This window comes from Streptomyces sp. NPDC044063 (assembly GCF_056434285.1).
On the sequence record NZ_JBWKFM010000023.1, the window covers coordinates 110,886 to 127,961 of the forward strand.

The 17,076-nt window shown below is 72.5% G+C and carries 22 protein-coding genes; 16 read left to right on the plus strand and 6 right to left on the minus strand.

Going from position 1 to position 17,076, the window contains the following annotated elements:
• Window positions 1–9: 9 nt before the first annotated feature.
• Window positions 10–987, minus strand: a complete 978-nt coding sequence (locus tag AC07BS_RS25570) for an RNA polymerase sigma-70 factor (RefSeq protein WP_478649517.1) — start codon at window positions 985–987, stop codon at window positions 10–12.
• A 131-nt stretch (window positions 988–1,118) separates the two neighbouring features.
• Here AC07BS_RS25570 and AC07BS_RS25575 point away from each other — a divergent pair, with 131 nt between their 5' ends.
• The 3 genes from AC07BS_RS25575 to AC07BS_RS25585 all read left to right on the plus strand — a co-directional run bounded on the left by AC07BS_RS25575 (window position 1,119) and on the right by AC07BS_RS25585 (window position 3,141).
• Window positions 1,119–1,604, plus strand: coding sequence for a carboxymuconolactone decarboxylase family protein (locus tag AC07BS_RS25575; RefSeq protein WP_478649519.1), 486 nt, complete (start codon window positions 1,119–1,121; stop codon window positions 1,602–1,604).
• Window positions 1,605–1,675: 71 nt separating this feature from the next.
• Window positions 1,676–2,410: a hypothetical protein gene (locus AC07BS_RS25580; RefSeq protein ID WP_478934618.1), complete on the plus strand. Its 735-nt coding sequence runs from the start codon at window positions 1,676–1,678 to the stop codon at window positions 2,408–2,410.
• Between the two features lie 95 nt (window positions 2,411–2,505).
• Window positions 2,506–3,141: a GNAT family N-acetyltransferase gene (locus AC07BS_RS25585; protein WP_478649524.1), complete on the plus strand. Its 636-nt coding sequence runs from the start codon at window positions 2,506–2,508 to the stop codon at window positions 3,139–3,141.
• A gap of 52 nt (window positions 3,142–3,193) precedes the next feature.
• Here AC07BS_RS25585 and def read toward each other — a convergent pair whose 3' ends face one another.
• Window positions 3,194–3,808, minus strand: a complete 615-nt coding sequence (gene def, locus AC07BS_RS25590) for a peptide deformylase (protein ID WP_478934645.1) — start codon at window positions 3,806–3,808, stop codon at window positions 3,194–3,196.
• Between the two features lie 157 nt (window positions 3,809–3,965).
• Here def and AC07BS_RS25595 point away from each other — a divergent pair, with 157 nt between their 5' ends.
• The gene (locus AC07BS_RS25595; protein ID WP_478649763.1) at window positions 3,966–4,541 is read left to right on the plus strand and encodes a helix-turn-helix domain-containing protein; all 576 of its coding nucleotides are present in this window, start codon (window positions 3,966–3,968) and stop codon (window positions 4,539–4,541) included.
• Between the two features lie 11 nt (window positions 4,542–4,552).
• On the opposite strand, the gene AC07BS_RS25600 is transcribed toward AC07BS_RS25595, so the two are convergent.
• From AC07BS_RS25600 to AC07BS_RS25610, 3 genes are all read right to left on the minus strand, one after another.
• Window positions 4,553–5,569, minus strand: coding sequence for a helix-turn-helix transcriptional regulator (locus tag AC07BS_RS25600; protein WP_478649526.1), 1,017 nt, complete (start codon window positions 5,567–5,569; stop codon window positions 4,553–4,555).
• Window positions 5,570–5,621: 52 nt separating this feature from the next.
• Window positions 5,622–7,352 carry an amidohydrolase gene (locus tag AC07BS_RS25605; RefSeq protein WP_478934619.1) on the minus strand — a complete coding sequence of 577 codons (1,731 nt, stop codon included), beginning with the start codon at window positions 7,350–7,352 and terminating at the stop codon, window positions 5,622–5,624.
• Window positions 7,353–7,525: 173 nt separating this feature from the next.
• Window positions 7,526–8,536 (minus strand): TIGR04222 domain-containing membrane protein, encoded by a 1,011-nt coding sequence (locus AC07BS_RS25610; protein WP_478934620.1) that lies wholly within the window; start codon window positions 8,534–8,536, stop codon window positions 7,526–7,528.
• Window positions 8,537–8,688: 152 nt separating this feature from the next.
• Here AC07BS_RS25610 and AC07BS_RS25615 point away from each other — a divergent pair, with 152 nt between their 5' ends.
• The 3 genes from AC07BS_RS25615 (at window position 8,689) to AC07BS_RS25625 (ending at window position 12,532) form a co-directional block, all read left to right on the plus strand.
• Window positions 8,689–9,114: a pyridoxamine 5'-phosphate oxidase family protein gene (locus tag AC07BS_RS25615; RefSeq protein WP_478649535.1), complete on the plus strand. Its 426-nt coding sequence runs from the start codon at window positions 8,689–8,691 to the stop codon at window positions 9,112–9,114.
• Between the two features lie 261 nt (window positions 9,115–9,375).
• The gene (locus tag AC07BS_RS25620) at window positions 9,376–10,908 is read left to right on the plus strand and encodes an alpha/beta fold hydrolase (RefSeq protein ID WP_478934621.1); all 1,533 of its coding nucleotides are present in this window, start codon (window positions 9,376–9,378) and stop codon (window positions 10,906–10,908) included.
• A 13-nt stretch (window positions 10,909–10,921) separates the two neighbouring features.
• Complete coding sequence (locus AC07BS_RS25625; RefSeq protein WP_478934622.1) at window positions 10,922–12,532, plus strand: alpha/beta fold hydrolase; 1,611 nt, start codon at window positions 10,922–10,924, stop codon at window positions 12,530–12,532.
• A 13-nt stretch (window positions 12,533–12,545) separates the two neighbouring features.
• On the opposite strand, the gene AC07BS_RS25630 is transcribed toward AC07BS_RS25625, so the two are convergent.
• Entirely contained in the window at window positions 12,546–12,992 is a 447-nt protein-coding gene (locus AC07BS_RS25630; protein ID WP_478649542.1) for an Lrp/AsnC family transcriptional regulator, read from the minus strand.
• Window positions 12,993–13,086: 94 nt separating this feature from the next.
• Here AC07BS_RS25630 and AC07BS_RS25635 point away from each other — a divergent pair, with 94 nt between their 5' ends.
• From AC07BS_RS25635 to AC07BS_RS25675, 9 genes are all read left to right on the plus strand, one after another.
• Entirely contained in the window at window positions 13,087–13,596 is a 510-nt protein-coding gene (locus AC07BS_RS25635) for a rhodanese-like domain-containing protein (RefSeq protein WP_478934623.1), read from the plus strand.
• 90 nt (window positions 13,597–13,686) lie between these two features.
• A complete protein-coding gene (gvpO, locus tag AC07BS_RS25640) occupies window positions 13,687–14,001 on the plus strand; it encodes a gas vesicle protein GvpO (protein ID WP_478649547.1) in 315 nt (104 codons plus the stop codon).
• Between the two features lie 19 nt (window positions 14,002–14,020).
• Complete coding sequence (locus AC07BS_RS25645; protein WP_478649550.1) at window positions 14,021–14,452, plus strand: gas vesicle structural protein GvpA; 432 nt, start codon at window positions 14,021–14,023, stop codon at window positions 14,450–14,452.
• The gene (locus AC07BS_RS25650) at window positions 14,449–15,165 is read left to right on the plus strand and encodes a GvpL/GvpF family gas vesicle protein (protein WP_478934624.1); all 717 of its coding nucleotides are present in this window, start codon (window positions 14,449–14,451) and stop codon (window positions 15,163–15,165) included. Before AC07BS_RS25645 ends, AC07BS_RS25650 begins: the two co-directional genes overlap by 4 nt.
• Before the next feature lie 34 nt (window positions 15,166–15,199).
• Window positions 15,200–15,481 carry a gas vesicle protein GvpG gene (locus AC07BS_RS25655; protein WP_478934625.1) on the plus strand — a complete coding sequence of 94 codons (282 nt, stop codon included), beginning with the start codon at window positions 15,200–15,202 and terminating at the stop codon, window positions 15,479–15,481.
• On the plus strand, window positions 15,478–15,846 hold the full coding sequence (locus AC07BS_RS25660; protein WP_478934626.1) for a gas vesicle protein: 369 nt from the start codon (window positions 15,478–15,480) through the stop codon (window positions 15,844–15,846). The genes AC07BS_RS25655 and AC07BS_RS25660 overlap by 4 nt, the downstream gene beginning before the upstream one ends.
• A complete protein-coding gene (locus AC07BS_RS25665; protein ID WP_478934627.1) occupies window positions 15,843–16,610 on the plus strand; it encodes a GvpL/GvpF family gas vesicle protein in 768 nt (255 codons plus the stop codon). Before AC07BS_RS25660 ends, AC07BS_RS25665 begins: the two co-directional genes overlap by 4 nt.
• Complete coding sequence (locus AC07BS_RS25670; RefSeq protein WP_478934628.1) at window positions 16,607–16,795, plus strand: gas vesicle protein; 189 nt, start codon at window positions 16,607–16,609, stop codon at window positions 16,793–16,795. The genes AC07BS_RS25665 and AC07BS_RS25670 overlap by 4 nt, the downstream gene beginning before the upstream one ends.
• Complete coding sequence (locus tag AC07BS_RS25675; RefSeq protein WP_478934629.1) at window positions 16,792–17,064, plus strand: gas vesicle protein K; 273 nt, start codon at window positions 16,792–16,794, stop codon at window positions 17,062–17,064. The genes AC07BS_RS25670 and AC07BS_RS25675 overlap by 4 nt, the downstream gene beginning before the upstream one ends.
• Window positions 17,065–17,076: the final 12 nt, after the last annotated feature.

The window sequence follows — 17,076 nt, forward strand, 5'->3', positions numbered from 1 at the left end:
CCGGTCCGCTCAGCGGCTCAGGGGGGTCTCCCGCAGCATGTGCGACAGCTTCTCGGGATTGCGTACGGCGTACAGGCCGGTGATGAGGCCGTCGTCCATGCGCACCGCCAGGACGGTGTCGAGCTCGCCGTCGAGCCGGCAGATCAGGGCCGGGCAGCCGTTGACCTGTGCCGGCAGCAGCGACACGGCGGCAGGGACCTTGGCCAGCCCGCCGACCAGCAGGCGGGCCACCTTGTCGGCCCCGACGACCGGCCGCAGGACGGCCTTCTTGATGCCGCCGCCGTCGCCCAGGAGAACGACGTCCGGCGCGAGGATGTCGAGCAGGCCCTGGAGATCGCCCGTCTCGGTCGCCCGCAGGAACGCGTCCAGCGCGTGGCGGCTCTCGGTCGGCGAGACGACCCCGCGCGGCCGGCGTGCCGCGACGTGTGCCCGTGCCCGGTGCGCGATCTGACGAACCGCTGCCGGGCTCTTGCCGACGGCCTCGGCGATCTCGTCGTACCCGAGGTCGAACACCTCGCGCAGCACGAACACCGCCCGCTCGGTCGGCGCGAGCGTCTCCAGCACCATCAGCATCGCCATCGAGACGCTGTCGGCCAGTTCGACGTCCTCGGCCACGTCGGGCGCGGTCAGGAGGGGTTCGGGCAGCCAGGAGCCGACGTACGACTCCTTGCGGCGGCCGAGCGTCCGCAGCCGGGTCAGCGCCTGGCGCGTGGTGATCCGGACCAGGTACGCGCGCCGGTCCCGTACCGTGCCGAGGTCGACACCCGCCCACCGCAGCCAGGTCTCCTGCAGGACGTCCTCCGCGTCGGCGGCCGAACCGAGCATCTCGTAGGCGACGGTGAACAGCAGGTTGCGATGGGCGACGAACACCTCGGTGGCGGGGTCGGTGCGTCCGCTCCCGGTCGGCTGTCCGGCCATGTCCCCCGCGCGCTCGCTCTCCACCGGTCGCTCCTGCCTGTCGTTCGCTGTCAACGGTGTCACGCGCACAAGACGCCGGTCCCCGCGATCCTGTGACAGCGACGCGCGGTGGGGTGCGTCACACGGCCGTCCCGTCACAGGGATCGGGCCGTCGGCATCTTGTGTTCGTCCGGTACGACACCACCAGTGAGGACGAGGCCATGGACGCCCGATTCAACATGTTCACCAACGACATCGCCATGAAGTTCGCCAAGCGGTTCGCCAACGCCGGCATGGTGATCCACCAGTCGCCGCTGCCGGCGTCCACGCAGGAGCTGGTGTCGCTGCGCGTCAGCCAGATCAACGGCTGCGGTTGGTGCATCGACCTGCACACCAAGGAGGCCGCGGCGGCCGGTGAGACCTCGGTCCGCCTCCACCTGGTCGCCGCCTGGCGCGAGTCCACCGTGTTCACCGAGGCCGAGCGGGCCGCGCTGGCACTGGCCGAAGAGGGCACCCGGCTCGCCGACACCCACGACGGCGTGTCCGACGAGACCTGGGCCCGGGTGCGCGAGCACTTCGACGACGACCAGATCGCCGCGCTCGTCGCCCTGGTCGCCCTCGTCAACGCGGCCAACCGGCTCGCCGTGATCGTGCACCAGCGGGGCGGCTCCTACGAGCCCGGCATGTTCGCCGACATGCTCAACTGACCGCCGCCCGTACCCCGGCCCGGCCCGAAATCATGGCGGACCGGGCCGGGGAAGGGTCATGATCCGTACCCATGACGACGTCGAAGCAGTTCCTGGTCCGGGCCGCGGCCCGCGACAACGCCGAATGGTGCGCGGCGATGAGCCGTTCGCACGGCCTGGAGGGCGGGTTCGGGCCGGAGGCCTGGGCCGTCGCGGCGCGGACGCCGCTGTACTACCCCGACGCGGTGACGCTGGTTCCCGGCGCTGACGCGGCCGCGCTGGTGGCACGGATCGACACCATCGAACCCGGCGCCACCGTCAAGGACAGCTTCGCCGACCTCGATCTCGCGGGGGCCGGCTTCCATGTGCTCTTCGAGGCGCAGTGGATCCACCGCCCGGCGAGCGCGCCGGCCACCGCGTCGGTCATCGCACCGGCCACCGCGCCGGAACTCGCCTGGGACGTGGTGGGCGATGCCGAGGCCCTGCGCGCGTGGGCCCTCGCCTGGGACGACGGGGACGGCCACGCGGACCTCTTCCGCCCCGAACTGCTCGACGACCCGGCCACGTACGTGATCGCCGGACGATCCGCCGACGGCGATGTCGTCGCCGGAGCGGTGGCGAGCCGCGGCGACCACGTGGTGGGGATCTCCAACGTCTTCGCATGGGACGGCGGCGCCGACGCGGCCTGGCCGGGCGTACTGGCGGCGGTGCGGGGGCTGTTCCCCACCCTGCCGGTGGTCGGCTACGAGCACGGCGAGGACTTGAAGGCCGCCGTCCGTCACGGCTTCGAACCGATCGGCCCGCTACGGATCTGGCTGCACGCCTGATCAAGGCACCCCCACACCTCGACCATGTAAGGTTCACATCTAGCTGCTGGCTATTACTTCGGTCGCTGAGGCGGCCACTGCTTCGGGAGGGCTTGATGGTTGGGGACATAGTCAGGACCTGGGTGGCGGGCTGGGCCGTGTCCCGGCAGACCCCTCCGCCGCTCGAGAAGCCCTGGGGGTACTACACGGAGGTGGCCGACAACCCCGCCGAAGTGGGGCGCCACGTCCTGCCGGAGCCCTACGAGCCGCTGGTCCGCCGTGCCGCCGCCTCCGTGACCGTGCCGCGGACCTGGATGAAGATGCCGGCGGCGCCGGAGGAGGTCGAGCCCTGGCTGCCGGACGGGTGGGTGGTGGCCCGGGAGGAGACCGCGCACCTGATGACCGTCGACCTGGCCGCCACGGAACCGGCCCTGCCCGAGGGCTACACCACGACCGTGGAGACCATCGGTGACGCCGTCCACCTCCGGGTGCTGGACGCGGCGGGCGAGCAGGCGGCCAAGGGCCAGATGGCGGTCCTCGGCGAGGCGGCGGTCGTGGACCGGGTGTGGACCGCGGAGAACCACCGACGGCGCGGCCTGGGCGACTTCGTGATGCGCGCGCTCACCGACCACGCCGTGGACCGGGGCGCGACGTTCGGCGTCCTCGGCGCGACCGATGCCGGTCGCGCGCTGTACGAGACGCTGGGATGGAAGACGCACGCGCCCCTGGCGGCGTGCATCTACCGCCCCTGACGGCGAGCGCGCCGAACGCGCCGACCACGGGGGAGGCCGTGCGCGCGGCCGCTCAACGGCTCAGCCCGGCCTCCTTGGCGGCGCGCTGGGCGAAGACTCGCTCACGGCGACGGCTCATCTGCCGCAGGGCGTCCTTCCTGTCCCGTGCGGAGAGCCGGTCCAGGTACAGATGTCCGTGGAGGTGGTCGGTCTCGTGCTGCAGGCACCGCGCGAAGTACCCCGTCCCCTCGATGACGACCGGGTTGCCGTCCTTGTCGAAACCGCGTGCCACGGTGCGATCGGTCCGGGGGACGTCCATGACGGCTCCCGGCACCGACAGGCAGCCTTCCCCCTCGTCGATGAGCCTCCGCCCGGCCGCCGGGTCGACGTCGTCGAGAACAGGGTTGACGATGTGCCCGACATGGCGGATGCCGTCGTCGTCCGGGCAGTCGTACACGAAGACGCGCAGGTCGACGCCGACCTGATTGGCCGCCAGTCCGGCACCGTCGGCGATGTGCATGGTGAGGAACATGTCATCGATGAGGGAGGAGAGTTCAGGAGTCCCGAACTCGGTCACCTCGCGGCACGGGCGGTGGAGGACCTCCTCGCCCACCTCCGTGATCCGGCGGATCGCGCCGCGCCCGGCCTCGGGCGGTAACGGCGGGTAGGAAGCGACGGGTTGACCCATGACCCGGACCCGGCGGTCGGCGAGACCGGGCCGGTCATCAGGCACGGACACCTCGAACACGTCAGACACTTCGGACATCATCCTTCCCGCACGCAGACGCTTGCCAAGTGCTTTGCAAAGTAGCAGACTTTGCAAAGTGACTGAAGAAAACGTCCACATGCCGCCCCCGTTCACGAGGGCCGACGACCGCCTGCCCGAGCACCAGGTGCGCAGGGACTTGCTGGACCTGCTGGCCGAGCTGGGCACCGTCACAGCCACCGAGGCGGCCGGCCGGCTCGGTTACAGCTCCGGGCTGTGCTCGTTCCACCTGCGGCAGCTCGCGCGCTACGGCCACATCGAGGAGGCCCCGCACACCGGCGGCCGGGCGCGACCGTGGCGCCTGCGGCAGGCGACGGCGTCACCGGCCGGCGACACCCCCGCCGGTTCGCCCGCTGGTTCGTCCTCCGACGGATTCGGGCAACTGGCCCGCGGGCTGGAGGACGAGAGCTACCAGCGGTGGCTCACCCGGCGCGACGAGGCCCCCGACGCATGGCGCCAGGACGAGGCTTTCAGCGCCGTGGCCTACTTGACGCCCGAGGAGATGAGCGCGGTCGCCGAAGCCGTACGACGGACACTCGCCCCGTACGCGGACCGCGAACGGCACACCTCCGCCCGACCCAGCACCGCCCAGCCGGTGGCCCTCATCGCCCGCCTCTACCCGCTCCTGCCGGACTCCGCGGCCGAGGACGCCTGAAACCGCTTCGCTCAGGGCGCCGGTTCGAGGCCCCAGGCGACGGCTCGGCCCGCGGCGGCCACGCGGTTGGGGACGTCGAGTTTGGCGAGGATGTGCTCGATGTGGGTGGCGACGGTGCGCGGGCTGACGTACAGGCGGTCGGCGATCTCGCGGTTGGTCCGCCCCTGGGTGAGTTCCGCGAGTACCTCCAGCTCGCGCGGGGAGAGTGCCGCGGGCCGGGAGACGGTACGGCACACGGCGACCGTGCGGTCCCCCCGGCGGGTCAGGTGCAGTTCGAGCATCCGCTGCCGGTACGGCACCAGTAGCGTGGCCGGCAGCGTCCGCCGCGCGGCCGTCCGCCGCATCAGGGCCACGAGCGGGGAACCGGCCTCCGTGAGGCCGGGCAGCGGCTCCCCGCTCACCGTCACCGGAGCCGCTTCTCCCGTATCACCCGGGTCCGGTAGGACCACGGCACAGGTCCGGCCCGAGCCACCGGGCCCGGAGCCGCCCGGTCCGTGCGAGCGGTGCCCGGCCAGCGGGTCGGCGACGGCCGCCAGGCACTCGCCCAGCAGCGTCATCACGGCCCGGACGGCGGGCTGGTCGCACCGTGCCCGTGTGGTGCTGACGTTGAGGATGCCCACGTACCGGCCGTCCGCGGCGAACAGGCACTGGGCCACGCCGTCCCGGACACCCAGGGGTTCGAGGACGTCCTGGAACCCGGTGGAGGCCCGCCGCACCCCGGCGGGCACGTCCTGCCACCAGCTCGTGCCGCCCGGCGCGTGCCGCATGAGCGCGAACGCCGGATCCTCGTGCAGGCGGGCCTCGATGTACCGGTGGGTGCGCGACGGGTAGCTGCCGGCCAGCGTGACGTGGCGGCGGAGCAACGGGTCCCACCGGGACAGCGACGCGTGGTCGTGGTCGATCACCGCGGACAGCGCCGTCAGCACGGCGTCGGCACCGCCCTCGCCCCGTACGGCGTGGCGCGCCGCCTCGCGCACGCCCAGGGCGGCGCTCAGCACGTCCGTCGCGCCCGGCCGGTCGGGGGTCATGGGTGTCGCCTCGCCTCTCATCCGCTCAGAATGATCAACCGGTGATCGGCCGTCAAACGGTGGGTGCAACGATGGGTCCGACGACGAGTTCGTCGTGCACGACGTCGCCGCCGACGGCGGTGAACACCACGGGCATGGCGGGGATGTCGTGCGGATCGGCCGTCAGCAGGTCGCCCGCGAGCACGCACAGGTCGGCGACCTTGCCCACCTCCAGGGTGCCCTTCCAGTCCTCGGCGAAGTCCTGCCAGGCCGCGTCGGCCGTGTACGTGCGCAGGGCCTCGGCGAGCCGGATGCGCTGGTCGGGCCCGCTGACGCGGCCGCTGGCCTTGGACTCGCGCAGCATCATCGTGGAGAGGCCCTGCCGCCAGTCGGGGAGGGTGACGGGGGCGTCGGAGCCGCTGGTGACGGTCACGCCGGCGTCGATCGCGTCCCGGTACGGCCACTCGTACGCCGCCCGCTGCGGCCCGACGAACTCCTCCTCGAGGTCGGCGACGGTCCACTTGATGGTGGGGTTCATGTTGACGCCGAAGCCCTGCCGGGCCAGCGTCCGCATGCTGCGGGCGGTGAGGAAGTCGCCGTGGATGACGTAGTGCCGGGCGTCGGACCGGGGGTGCTCGGCGGCCGCCGCGGCGAAGGCGTCGACGACGGTGTCGATGGCCCGGTCGCCCGTGACGTGGACACCGGCCTGGTAGCCGGCGGCGTGGGTGTAATGGATCATCTCCGCGATCTGGGCCACGCGCTCCTCGTCGGTCTCCCCGCCGACGCACAGCCCGCCGCGGCCGCCGCCGACGTACGGCTCGTGCATCCAGGCCGTCCTGTTGACCGGGATGCCGTCGGCGAACAGCTTGACACCGAGGACCGCGAGGCGGCGGGGGTCGGTCGACGGGGGCTCGTCCATGGCGGCCAGCGCCCGGACGAAGTCCTCGGCCGTACTGGTCATCCCGGTCGGCAGCAGGAGTATGCCGACCCGCGCGGTCAGTTCGCCGTCGGCCAGCAGGCGCCGGTAGACGTCGAGCGTGGTGTGGGCGAGGGCGCCGCGCATCAGGGCGTCGCCGCCCGGGCCGAGACCGGGCTCGGTGTAGCTGGTGATGCCGAGCCGGGCGAGGGTGCGCAGCGTCGCCCGTATCGCGTCGGCGCGCACCTCGGGGGAGAGGACGGGCAGTGCCTGGTGGACGAGATCCTGGGCGCCCTCCTGGAGGAGACCGGTGGGCTCGCCCTTGGCGTCGGTGGTGATGACGCCGCCGGGCGGGACGGGGGTGTTCCGGTCCACTCCGGCCCGCGCGAGCGCCGCGGAGTTGACCCAGGTGGTGTGGCCGGTGGCGGAGTACAGCAGGACGGGGTGGCGCGGGCTGACGGCGTCCAGGTCGTGCCGGGAGGGCAGCCGGGAGGAGTCGGCGACGCACTCGGCGAGGTATCCCGCGTCCCATCCGTGCCCGGTGATCCACTCCCCGTCGGGGGTTCTCCCGGCCGCCTTCCGTACGGCCTCGGCCACGTCGGCCAGCGACCGGACGGCGGGGTGGGAGACGTCGACGGACAGCGGGGGCATGGTGAGGCCGAAGGCGCAGCCGTGCAGGTGCGAGTCGTTGATGCCGGGCAGGAGCGTCCCGCCGTCGAGGTCGACGATCCGGGTGGCGGGTCCGGCGTGCGCCATGACGTCGGCCCGGTCACCGACCGCGCTGATGTGGCCGCCGGTGACTGCCAGCGCGGAGGCGACGGTGAAGCGGGAGTCGACGGTGAGGACCGAGCCGTTGACGAAGACGAGATCTGCCGGGGCGGCGGGCACGGTGATGTCCTATCTACGGGGTCTGCGGGGCCTATGGGGTACGGGGGACTGCTGACGGATCCCGCGGAACCGGCCGGGAAGCCGGCCGGCCGGGGAAGCCGAGAGCACTGTGCACCGGGGCGGCGTCCGCGCGCATCGGTCATCCAACCGATCTCCGACCGCGGGCCGGCCCGTCAGAACCCCGAGCCGCCGCTGTCGCCGCCCGACCCGCTGTCGCCGCCGCCCGACCAGCTGTCCCCGCCCGACCCGCTGTCGCCGCTGCCGCCCGAGTCGCCCGAGCCCGAGTCGCCGCCCGAACCGCCGAAGGCGTCGGACCACCAGGAGGAGGAATCGCCGGCGCCCGTGCCGACCCCGCAGTCCGCCAGTACGTCACAAACCGGCTGATCGCCCAGGGCGCCGATGCCGTCCAGCGCGAAGGCCAGGGCGACACCGCCGCCGCCCAGGGCAGCCGCGCCGGTCGCGTACGGGGCGGCGTACGGCGAACGGTCACGCCGGGCGCCCCGCAGGACGTCCCTGCCGAAGGCGGTGGCGGGAACCGGATCGGGCAGGACCGAGCGGCCGACCATCCGGCACGCCATGCCGGCGAGGACCATGAAGGCGGCCAGGGTCACGCCGTACCCGGCGAAGGCGGTCCCGCCATCGGCTCCCTTCCGGATGAACCCCACGAACGCCGTACCCACGACGAGGACCGCGAGGACCGGGTAGACCGTGGCGCACAGCCTGAGCAGGAGATGGGCGACGCGGAGCCGCGTGCGGTGCCGGGTCTCGTAGGCCAGGCCTCGTCGGACCAGTGACTCGCCGATGGCCTCGATCACCTGGTTGCGGATCAGCCGGGCGCGGAGATCGCGCAGGGTGACGGCGGTGTTCGTACGGCGCTCGGCCTTGGTGTACACGTCGGCGACGGCCCGTTCGGCCGGGGTCCGCGGCAGGGTGTCGCCGACGAGCAGGACATCCCCCCGACCGTCGATTCTCAGCAGCCCGTCCTGCCGCATGGTGAGCAGCACGGTGTCGGCGGTGCGCGGTGCGCCGCCCTGGAGCCAGGCGATCTCCAGGACCTCGAGCGAGGCCGGGGAGAGGGCAGTGCGGTGGGCGTCGCGGGCCCGGTCCTCCACCAGCCGACCGTAGAACGCGTACACGGCGGCCAGGGCGAAGCCCGGTATCAGCAGGAAGAATCCGAAGGGCATGAAGGTTCGTTCTCGCGTTTCTCGGTGATGGTGCGTCGGGAGACTCGGGAAAAGACCCGGAAGGCTCGGGGAGAGACAACGCTAAGCCGAAAGCCCGAGGTCCTGGGCCCGGCTGATCGCCGCCGCCATGGTCCGCCGCTATGGTCGGGCGCATGACGCTGTCGACGCGAGAACGAGAGCAGTTCCTGGCGGAACCTCACATCGGCGCCCTGTCGGTGGTCGAACACCCGGACCGCGCACCGCTGACGGTTCCCATCTGGTACCAGTACACGCCGGGCGGCGAGCTGTGGGTGCGTACCGGACCCGACTCCCGTAAGGCGCGGGCGATCCGTTCCGCGGGGCGTTTCAGCCTGATGGTGCAGCGGACCGAGCCGACGGTGCGCTACGTGTCGGTGGAGGGACCGGTGACCGGCATGGCGGCGGACAGCCCGGAGCTGTGCCGGGAGATGGCCGCGCGGTACCTCCCCGAGGACAAGGTGGACGGCTTCATCGAGTACGACCGCACCCAGCTCGGCGAGCACGTCGTCATTTCCATGCGTCCGGAACGCTGGGTGTCGGCGGATCTGGGATCCCTCTGACCTGGCGGTACGTCTCCCCGGTGCCGCCATGTGGGTGATTCGTGCCCGGCGATTCGTCCGTGTGCGCGGGTCAGTGCCACCCGGTATGGTCCGTATCGAGCATTTCGCCCAATTACCTGTCACGTTGTCCGGTCGATTGGACAGCTGCGGACGTCGGCGGAGGAGCGGGACCACATGGGAGAGCACAGCGACGGTCCGATAGACCCGTCTTCCGCCCCGAAGAGGGGCACGTCCATATCCCTGCGGACGACAGCGGCGACCGTGGCGACCGCCACCGCGGCCCTGACCCTTCTGGCGGCACTCGGCCCCTCGCCGAGCAGCGCCGCATCACCACCACCATCCGGCCAGCCCCGCCCGGCGGTTCCGTCACGGTTCGTGCCCGGCCCCTGCCCGAAGACCTCGGCGCCCATCACCGCCGTGCTGAGCACCGCGCGGTGCGGCTTCCTGGAGGTCCCGGAGAACCGGGCCCGCCACGGGGGCCGGAGCATCAAGCTGTCCGTGGCGGTGATCCGGGCCACGGCGGCGAAGCCCGGCCAGGACCCCGTGGTGTTCATGGCGGGTGGCCCGGGGGAGGACACCTTCGATGCCCTTCCCTTCCTGGTCGACTCCGGCCTGAACCGGGACCGGGAACTGATCGTCATGGCCCAGCGCGGGACCCTCCACACCCAGCCGCACCTCGCCTGCCCGGAGATCGACCGGTACACCGCGCGGGCCGTGGGCCTGCGCTACGACACGCGGGCGTCGCGACGGCCCCTGCTGGACGCGGTGAAGAAGTGCCGGGACCGCCTGGCGGCCGACGGGATCGACCTGAGCGCCTACAACACCACGGAGAACGCCGCGGACTTCGCCGACCTGCGATCGGGGCTGGGCATTCCCTCGTGGAACGTCTACGGCTACTCCTACGGCACCAACCTGGCCCTCACCTACCTGCGTGAGCACCCCCAGGGGATCCGCGCGGTGGCGCTCGACTCGCTCACACCGCCGAAGAACACCGTTCTTCCGGTGACCTGGAGCAGCGCCAAGGAAGGGCTCGACGCCATCTTCACGGCGTGTGCGGCCGAGCCCCGGTGCGGGAGTCGCTACCCCGGCATCGCCCGTACGCTGACCCAGCAGGTGCGCAAGCTGGAGGCGCGTCCGCTGACGTCGAACGCCCGGCCGCCGAGCGGGGGAGACCCCGTGAAGGTGGACATCGACGGGGGCGCGCTGCTGAACCTGCTGGTCGCCAACGCCATCAAGCCCCCCGACGTTCCGGCGGCGCTCGACGAGCTCAGCCGCGGACGTCCGGAGCGCGTCGCCACGGCCCGCGCGGCCGACTCGGCGCAGACCGTCGGTGTGTGGGGTCACGGTCTGACGGAGTCGGTGGCGTGCGGTGAGTGGGTGCCGGGTTCGTCGCCGTCCGACCTGCTGAAGGCGGGGCGCCGGGCCTTCCCCCGGTGGCCCGACTCGGTCCTCGCCCAGGCACCGCAACTTCCCTTCCAGTACGACATATGCCGCATCTGGAACGTTCCGGACCGTACTTCCGTCCAGCGGGTGGGCACCACGAGCGCGGTACCGGCTCTGCTCATCTCCGGCACGTTCGACACGAAGACCGGGGCGAGCATGGCGAAGGACGCGGCCCGTACGCTGTCCCGCTCGACCTCCGTGCTGATCCCCGGGATCGGCCACTGGGTGGTCCCGCAGTCGCCCTGCGCGCAGCACGTCCTGGCCTCGTTCCTCGCGTCTCCGACCGCGCCCCCCGACACCGGTTGCGTGGCCGGCCTCGCGCCGAAACCGTTCACGATCACCCCCAAGTGACCGGGAGGCCAGGATGGCACTCGACCACGCGCCCCGCCGTCGCCGCCGACGCACCGTGCGACAGCTCCACGGCACGACAGCCGGTGTGGCGGCCGGGCTCCTGATGACCGGCCTGCTGACGACGCCCGCTCACGCGGAGCACGGCACGGGCAAGGGCGCCCGAGCGGTGATCGGCACGGCCGCCCGCACGGTGGGCGACGCCCGCTTCGCGCCGGGCCCCTGCCCGAGGACGGCGGACCCCGTACCCGCACTCGAGGGGGCGCGCTGCGGAACGCTCACCGTGCCCGAGAACCGCGCCAGGCCCGGCAGCCGGACGATCACCCTCGGGGTCGCGATCGTGCCGGCGGCCACGAGTACACCCGAGCCCGACCCGATCGTGTGGCTCGCCGGCGGACCCGGCGACGACGCGGTGGGGGAGGCGGGCATGGCGATCGACGGCGGCCTGAACCGCGACCGGGACGTGATCTTCATGTCCCAGCGGGGGACGTACTCCGCCGAACCGGCGCTCACCTGCCCGAACATCGACGAGTTCAACGCCCGCGCGGTCGGCCTCGTCTACGACGCGCCCTCCACCGGGCTCCTCCACGTCGAGGCGACGCGCGCCTGCCGCGACCAGCTGGTGAGCCGCGGCGCCGACCTCGGCGCGTACAACGACACCGAGAGCGCCGCCGACTACGCGGACCTGCGCGTGGCGCTGGGCATCGACCAGTGGAACGTGTTCGGCATCTCGTACGGCACCCACCTGGCGCTCGTCTACATGCGCCAACACCCCCAGGGGATCCGGTCGGTCGGCATCGACGGCATCCTGCCGCCGTCCACGGCGGGATCGGCGCTGACCTGGAGCAGCGCCCGGCAGGGCTTCGACGGCCTGTTCAAGGCCTGCGCGGAGCAGCCCGCGTGCGACCTCCGCTATCCGAACCTGTCCGCCACCTTCGAGCGCCTCGTCCGTGAACTCGAAGCCCACCCCGTCACCACCACCGTCACGATCCCCGGCCACGCGCAGCCGGTGAAGGTCGTCCTGGACGGCGGGGCCCTGGTGAACTGGATGACCTCCGCCACCCACGTGGCACCGGGCGTACCGCGCTCCCTCGACGAGCTGGCCCACGGCAACCCGCGGCGGATCGCCGAGCAGTGGGCGGGCGGCAAGCTCAGCCCCCAGGCCATCGGCAGGACCGCCCATGGGCTCGCCTACGGCGTCTTCTGCAGTGAGTGGGTGCCGTACGAGAGCCGGGCCGAGGCGCTCCGGGGCGGACAGGCGGCGTTCCCGTCGTTCCCCCGCTCGGTGCTGGCGCAGGCCCCGCAGCTCACCTTCCTCCGTCCGGACTGCGACGTCTGGAACATCCCCGTGGCACCGCCCTCGATCCGGGACGTCACGCGGAGCGACATCCCCACCCTCGCCGTGTCGGGCGGCTTCGACTCCCAGACCGGGGCGGCCAGTGGGCCGTACGTCGCCCGTACGCTGAGCCACGCGACCGTCGTCACGGTCCCCTACGAGCCCCATGTCGTGTTCGCCACGTCACGGTGCGCCCAGGAGATCACGGTCTCCTTCTTCGATGATCCGACCGCGGCGAACACCGGATGCCTCGCCGGTCTGAAGCCGCCGCAGTTCGAGATCGGGTCGTGAGAGGGACCGTCGTCTAGCTGCTGAGCGGGCGGCGCGGGAGAGGGGAGGAGTAGACGACGCTGGTCGTCACCGACCCCAGGGCGCCTATCCGGCCGGACACCTCCTCCAGGTGCCGCATCGACCGCGCCGCCACCTTGATCACGAAGCAGTCGTCGCCCGTGACGTGGTGCGCCTCCAGGATCTCCGGCGTCGTCTCCAGCAGGTCGTGAAAGGGTTTGTAGTTGCCGTTCGGGTAGCGAAGCCGTACGAAGGCCAGCACGGACAGGCCGATGCCTTCGGGGTCGACCACCGCGGTGTAGCCGGAGATCACCCCGTTCTCCTCCAGGCGGCGCACCCGCTCCGTCACCGCGCTGGCGGACATGTTCACGGCGCGCGCCAGCTCCGCGTATCCGGCGCGGCCGTTGCGCTGGAGGACGTCGAGGATGCGCCAGTCGGTGGCGTCGGGAGAATAAGCGGTCATGGGGGCTTTCTAGCAGCGGAATCCCCGGCGGTTCAAGGGATTTGCCGGGGATCACAGGTTCTTCGGCCGCTCTCACCTCCCTAGAGTTCTGGGCATGACAGCACAGACGATCACCTCTCCCGCCGCCTCCGCCTCCGCCCCCGCCCGCGCCCGCGTCCTGGCGGTCCCGCCGGCCGCCCCCGCCGACGCGGCGGCCTACTTCGCCGCCCGCCTCGCCTTCCACACCGACGTCGCCGACGTCCACGCCTCGCTCGCGTCCGGCGCCGGCGGGTTCACCGTCGTGGACAGCCGCAGCACCCAGGCCTGGGACCAGGGCCACGTCCCCGGTGCCGTCCACCTGCCCACCGCGGACATCCCCCGGCTGGCCCCGGAGACGCTCGACCGCGACGTCCCCGTCGTCGTCTACTGCTGGGGCCCCGGCTGCGACGGCGCCACCCGCGCCGCCCTGGCGCTGGCCACCCTCGGCTACCGGGTCAAGGAGATGCTCGGCGGCATCGAGTACTGGATCCGTGAGGGCTACGCGGTGGAGACCTGGGAGGGCACCGCCCAGCACCCGGCCGACCCGCTGACGGCCCCCGTGGAGGCGGCGGACTGCGGGTGCTGAGAACAGCCGGAGGTTACCGCCGGAGGTTTACGGCGGTCGTTCCACGGTACCCGCGGCCACAAGGTGCCCCCGACCGACCACGAGGTGCCGATGACACGACACGAGAACGACACCATGGAAGCCCACGAAGGCGGGCGCGAGACCGGCGGCCCGCCCCTGACCCGGGTGCTGCGCACGGCCCGGGCGGAATTCGGTGAGCTGACCGGCCTGGAGACCGAGTCGGTCTCGGCCCTCGACCGTGACGGGGAGGGCTGGACACTCCAGGTCGAGGTCCTCGAACTGCCCCGCGTCCCCGACACCATGAGCCTGCTGGCCACCTACGAGGTCCGGCTCGGCGGCGAGGGGCACGTGACCGGCTACCGGCGTACGCGCCGCTACGAGCGGGGGCGCGCGGACCGCAGCTGAGAGGGAGGAGAGACGGCAGATGACCGTGGTACCCCAAGCACGGGCGTCGGGCGGAGGCGGCAGCAGCGGCCTCTACGACGTCCTCGAACTGATCCTCGACCGGGGGCTGGTGATCGACGCGTTCGTGCGGGTCTCCCTGGTCGGCATCGAGATCCTCAAGATCGACGTACGGGTGGTCGTGGCGAGCGTCGACACGTACCTGCGCTTCGCCGAGGCCTGCAACCGCCTCGACCTGGAGTCCGGTCCGCACCGCAGCCCCGGCCTCACGGACATCGTCGGCGACATGACCGAGTCCGGCGCGCACGGCAAGACCAAGGGCGCCCTGAGCGGCGCCGCGCACAGCGTGGCCGACGCCTTCCGCCAGGTCCGCGGCGACGGCCAGGAGAGCGGCGGCGGCAAGCAGCCCGCCCGGCGCGGCGGCACCCGCCGGAAGGAGGACGAGGCGGAGTGAGCACCTACGTCTACGGCATCGCCCGCGCCGGACAGCCGGCACCGCGTGAGCCGCTGCGGGGCATCGGGGACCCGCCGCACCCCGTCCGTACGGTGGAGGCGGACGGGGTCGCGGCCCTCGTCAGCGACTGCCCCGCGCGGCTGCGGGCCAAGCGCCGCGATCTGCTCGCCCACCAGGCGGTTCTCGCCGAGGCCGGCGCCGAGGGGCCCGTCCTGCCGCTGCGCTTCGGCAGCGTCTCCGAGAGCGACGACGCGGTCCGTGCCGCCCTCACCGAGCACGCCGACCACTACCGGCGACGGCTGGAGGCCCTCGACGGCAGGGCCGAGTACAACGTCAAGGCCGTCCACCGCGAGGAGATCGTGCTGCGCCAGGTCCTGGAGGAGGAGCCGGCCGTGCGGGCGCTCAACGAGGCGTGCCGGGGCGCCGACGGCGGCTCGTACCAGGAGCGCCTGCGGCTGGGCGAGATGGTGGCACAGGCCGTGCGCGCCCGCGAGGTGATCGACGCCCGGGCCGTCCGGGAGTCCCTGCGGCCGCACGCGGAGGCCGAGCAGGACGGCCCGGGCGGCGACCAGCGCCTGCTCGACGTCTCGTTCCTGGTGGCCCGTGACCGCACCGAGGCGTTCCTGACCGCCGTACGGGAGGCGGAGCGCGGGCACGCCCGGCTGGAGCTGACCGTGACCGGGCCGCTGCCCCCGTACAGCTTCGTCGAATGACGGGATCGGAGACGGGAGGAATGGACGGGGAACCGTGGGACTGATCGGTGAACTGCTCCTGCTGCCCGTCGCCCCGGTGCGCGGCGCGGGCTGGTGCGTCCGCCGGCTCCTGAAGGAGGCGGAACGCCAGTACCACGACCCCGCCGCCCTCCGGGCCGAGCTGCGCCGGCTGGAGGCCCGGCTGCTGGCCGGGGAGATCGACGAAGCCGAGTTCGACCGCCTGGAGGACGCGCTCCTGGACCGCTGGGAGGCCGGGCACCGGGCATCCCATGGCCGCGAGGACGGAACGGGAGCAGAACGGGAGAACGTGACATGACGACACCGGCACCCCTGCCCGGGGACCGCTACGGTCCGGCCGGCGGCGCCAATCTCGCCGACATCCTGGAACGCGTCCTCGACAAGGGCGTGGTGATCGCCGGGGACATCCGGGTCGACCTGCTCGACATCGAACTGCTCACCATCAGGCTGCGGCTCGTCGTGGCCTCGGTGGAGCGCGCGAAACAGATGGGCATCGACTGGTGGGAGGACGACCCGTCCCTCTCCTCCGGCGCCCGTGGCCGGGCCCTGCGCGCCGAGAACGAGGAACTCAGGAACAGGATCGCCGCGCTGGAGAGCTCGCGCGGGGACGGGAGCTCGCGCGGGGACGGGAACTCGCGCGGGAAGGGGAAGGAGTCCGGGTGAACGACCTCCTGTACGTCTACGCCCTGACGCTCCTCACGGACCCCGTGCCGCCCGCCGGGACACGCGGGGTGGGCGGCACTCCCGTGCGCGCCGTACGGCATGCCGGGGTGACCGCTGTGGTCGGCCCGGTGTCCGCCGAGGAGTTCGGCGAGGCCGCGTTGCGCGCCCGCCTGGAGGACCTGCGCTGGCTGGAGGCCACCGCCCGCGCGCACCAGGCGGTCGTCGACGCGATCGCCTCGCTCGGCTCCGTCCTGCCCCTGCGACTGGCCACCGTCCACCGCGACGAGAACGGTCTGCGGCGGGCACTCTACGCGGGGCGGGAGAGGTTCACGGCCGACCTGGAACGGCTGGACGGTTGCGTCGAATGGGGAGTGAAGATCTACGCCATCCCGGTGGAGCGGACGAAGTCGTACGAATCACCCGCGCCCCCGGACTCCGCCGGCCGGGAGTACCTGCGCCGGCTCCGACGCGAGCGGGAAGGGCGGCAGCACTCCCACCGACGCACCGCCGAGCTGTGCCGACGCGTCCACGCCGACCTCTCCCACCACGCGCGGGACGCCCGGCTGCACCGCCCGCAGGATCCACGGCTGGCGGGAACCCCCGACCGCAATGTCCTCAACGCGGCCTATCTCGTCACGCGCGAACGGGCCCGGTCCTTCGCCGATCGCGTCGCCGCTCTGGGCGCCCCGGGCGACGGGCTGCGAGTGGAGCTGACGGGCCCGTGGGCGCCGTACTCCTTCGTCACGGAAGCAGGACCGGCATGAATCCCCAACCCCTGCGGGACGTCGCGCTGGTGGACCTGCTCGACCGGCTCCTCGCCGGAGGCGCCGTCGTGGCCGGCGATCTCACCCTGCGGATCGCCGACGTCGACCTCGTCCGGATCGAACTGCGCCTGCTGATCGGCTCGGTGTCCGCACTGACGCCCCTCGCGGAGGGAGCGACCCGGTGACACGCCTCGACCTGGAACCCGGAACCGTCGAACGCGACCTCACCACCCTGGTCCTCACGGTGGTCGAGCTCCTGCGGCAGCTGATGGAACGCCAGGCCCTGCGTCGCGTCGAGAACGGCGAGCTGACCGAGGAACAGGAGGAACGCATCGGACTCACCCTGATGCTGCTGGAGAAGCGCATGGCCGAGCTGTGCGAACGGCACGGCGTCGACCCGTCGGACCTCAACCTCGACCTGGGCCCGCTCGGCACCCTGCTGCCCCGCGACTGACGTGCGCCGGCC

Bases quoted from the DNA above. Each gene is read 5' to 3' on its own strand.
- AC07BS_RS25575 (WP_478649519.1), top strand. From the start codon at position 1,119: ATGGACGCCCGATTCAACATGTTCACCAACGACATCGCCATGAAGTTC.
- AC07BS_RS25580 (WP_478934618.1), top strand. From the start codon at position 1,676: ATGACGACGTCGAAGCAGTTCCTGGTCCGGGCCGCGGCCCGCGACAAC.
- AC07BS_RS25585 (WP_478649524.1), top strand. From the start codon at position 2,506: ATGGTTGGGGACATAGTCAGGACCTGGGTGGCGGGCTGGGCCGTGTCC.
- def (WP_478934645.1), bottom strand. From the start codon at position 3,808: ATGGGTCAACCCGTCGCTTCCTACCCGCCGTTACCGCCCGAGGCCGGG.
- AC07BS_RS25595 (WP_478649763.1), top strand. From the start codon at position 3,966: ATGCCGCCCCCGTTCACGAGGGCCGACGACCGCCTGCCCGAGCACCAG.
- AC07BS_RS25600 (WP_478649526.1), bottom strand. From the start codon at position 5,569: ATGACCCCCGACCGGCCGGGCGCGACGGACGTGCTGAGCGCCGCCCTG.
- AC07BS_RS25610 (WP_478934620.1), bottom strand. From the start codon at position 8,536: ATGCCCTTCGGATTCTTCCTGCTGATACCGGGCTTCGCCCTGGCCGCC.
- AC07BS_RS25615 (WP_478649535.1), top strand. From the start codon at position 8,689: ATGACGCTGTCGACGCGAGAACGAGAGCAGTTCCTGGCGGAACCTCAC.
- AC07BS_RS25625 (WP_478934622.1), top strand. From the start codon at position 10,922: ATGGCACTCGACCACGCGCCCCGCCGTCGCCGCCGACGCACCGTGCGA.
- AC07BS_RS25630 (WP_478649542.1), bottom strand. From the start codon at position 12,992: ATGACCGCTTATTCTCCCGACGCCACCGACTGGCGCATCCTCGACGTC.
- AC07BS_RS25635 (WP_478934623.1), top strand. From the start codon at position 13,087: ATGACAGCACAGACGATCACCTCTCCCGCCGCCTCCGCCTCCGCCCCC.
- gvpO (WP_478649547.1), top strand. From the start codon at position 13,687: ATGACACGACACGAGAACGACACCATGGAAGCCCACGAAGGCGGGCGC.
- AC07BS_RS25645 (WP_478649550.1), top strand. From the start codon at position 14,021: ATGACCGTGGTACCCCAAGCACGGGCGTCGGGCGGAGGCGGCAGCAGC.
- AC07BS_RS25660 (WP_478934626.1), top strand. From the start codon at position 15,478: ATGACGACACCGGCACCCCTGCCCGGGGACCGCTACGGTCCGGCCGGC.
- AC07BS_RS25670 (WP_478934628.1), top strand. From the start codon at position 16,607: ATGAATCCCCAACCCCTGCGGGACGTCGCGCTGGTGGACCTGCTCGAC.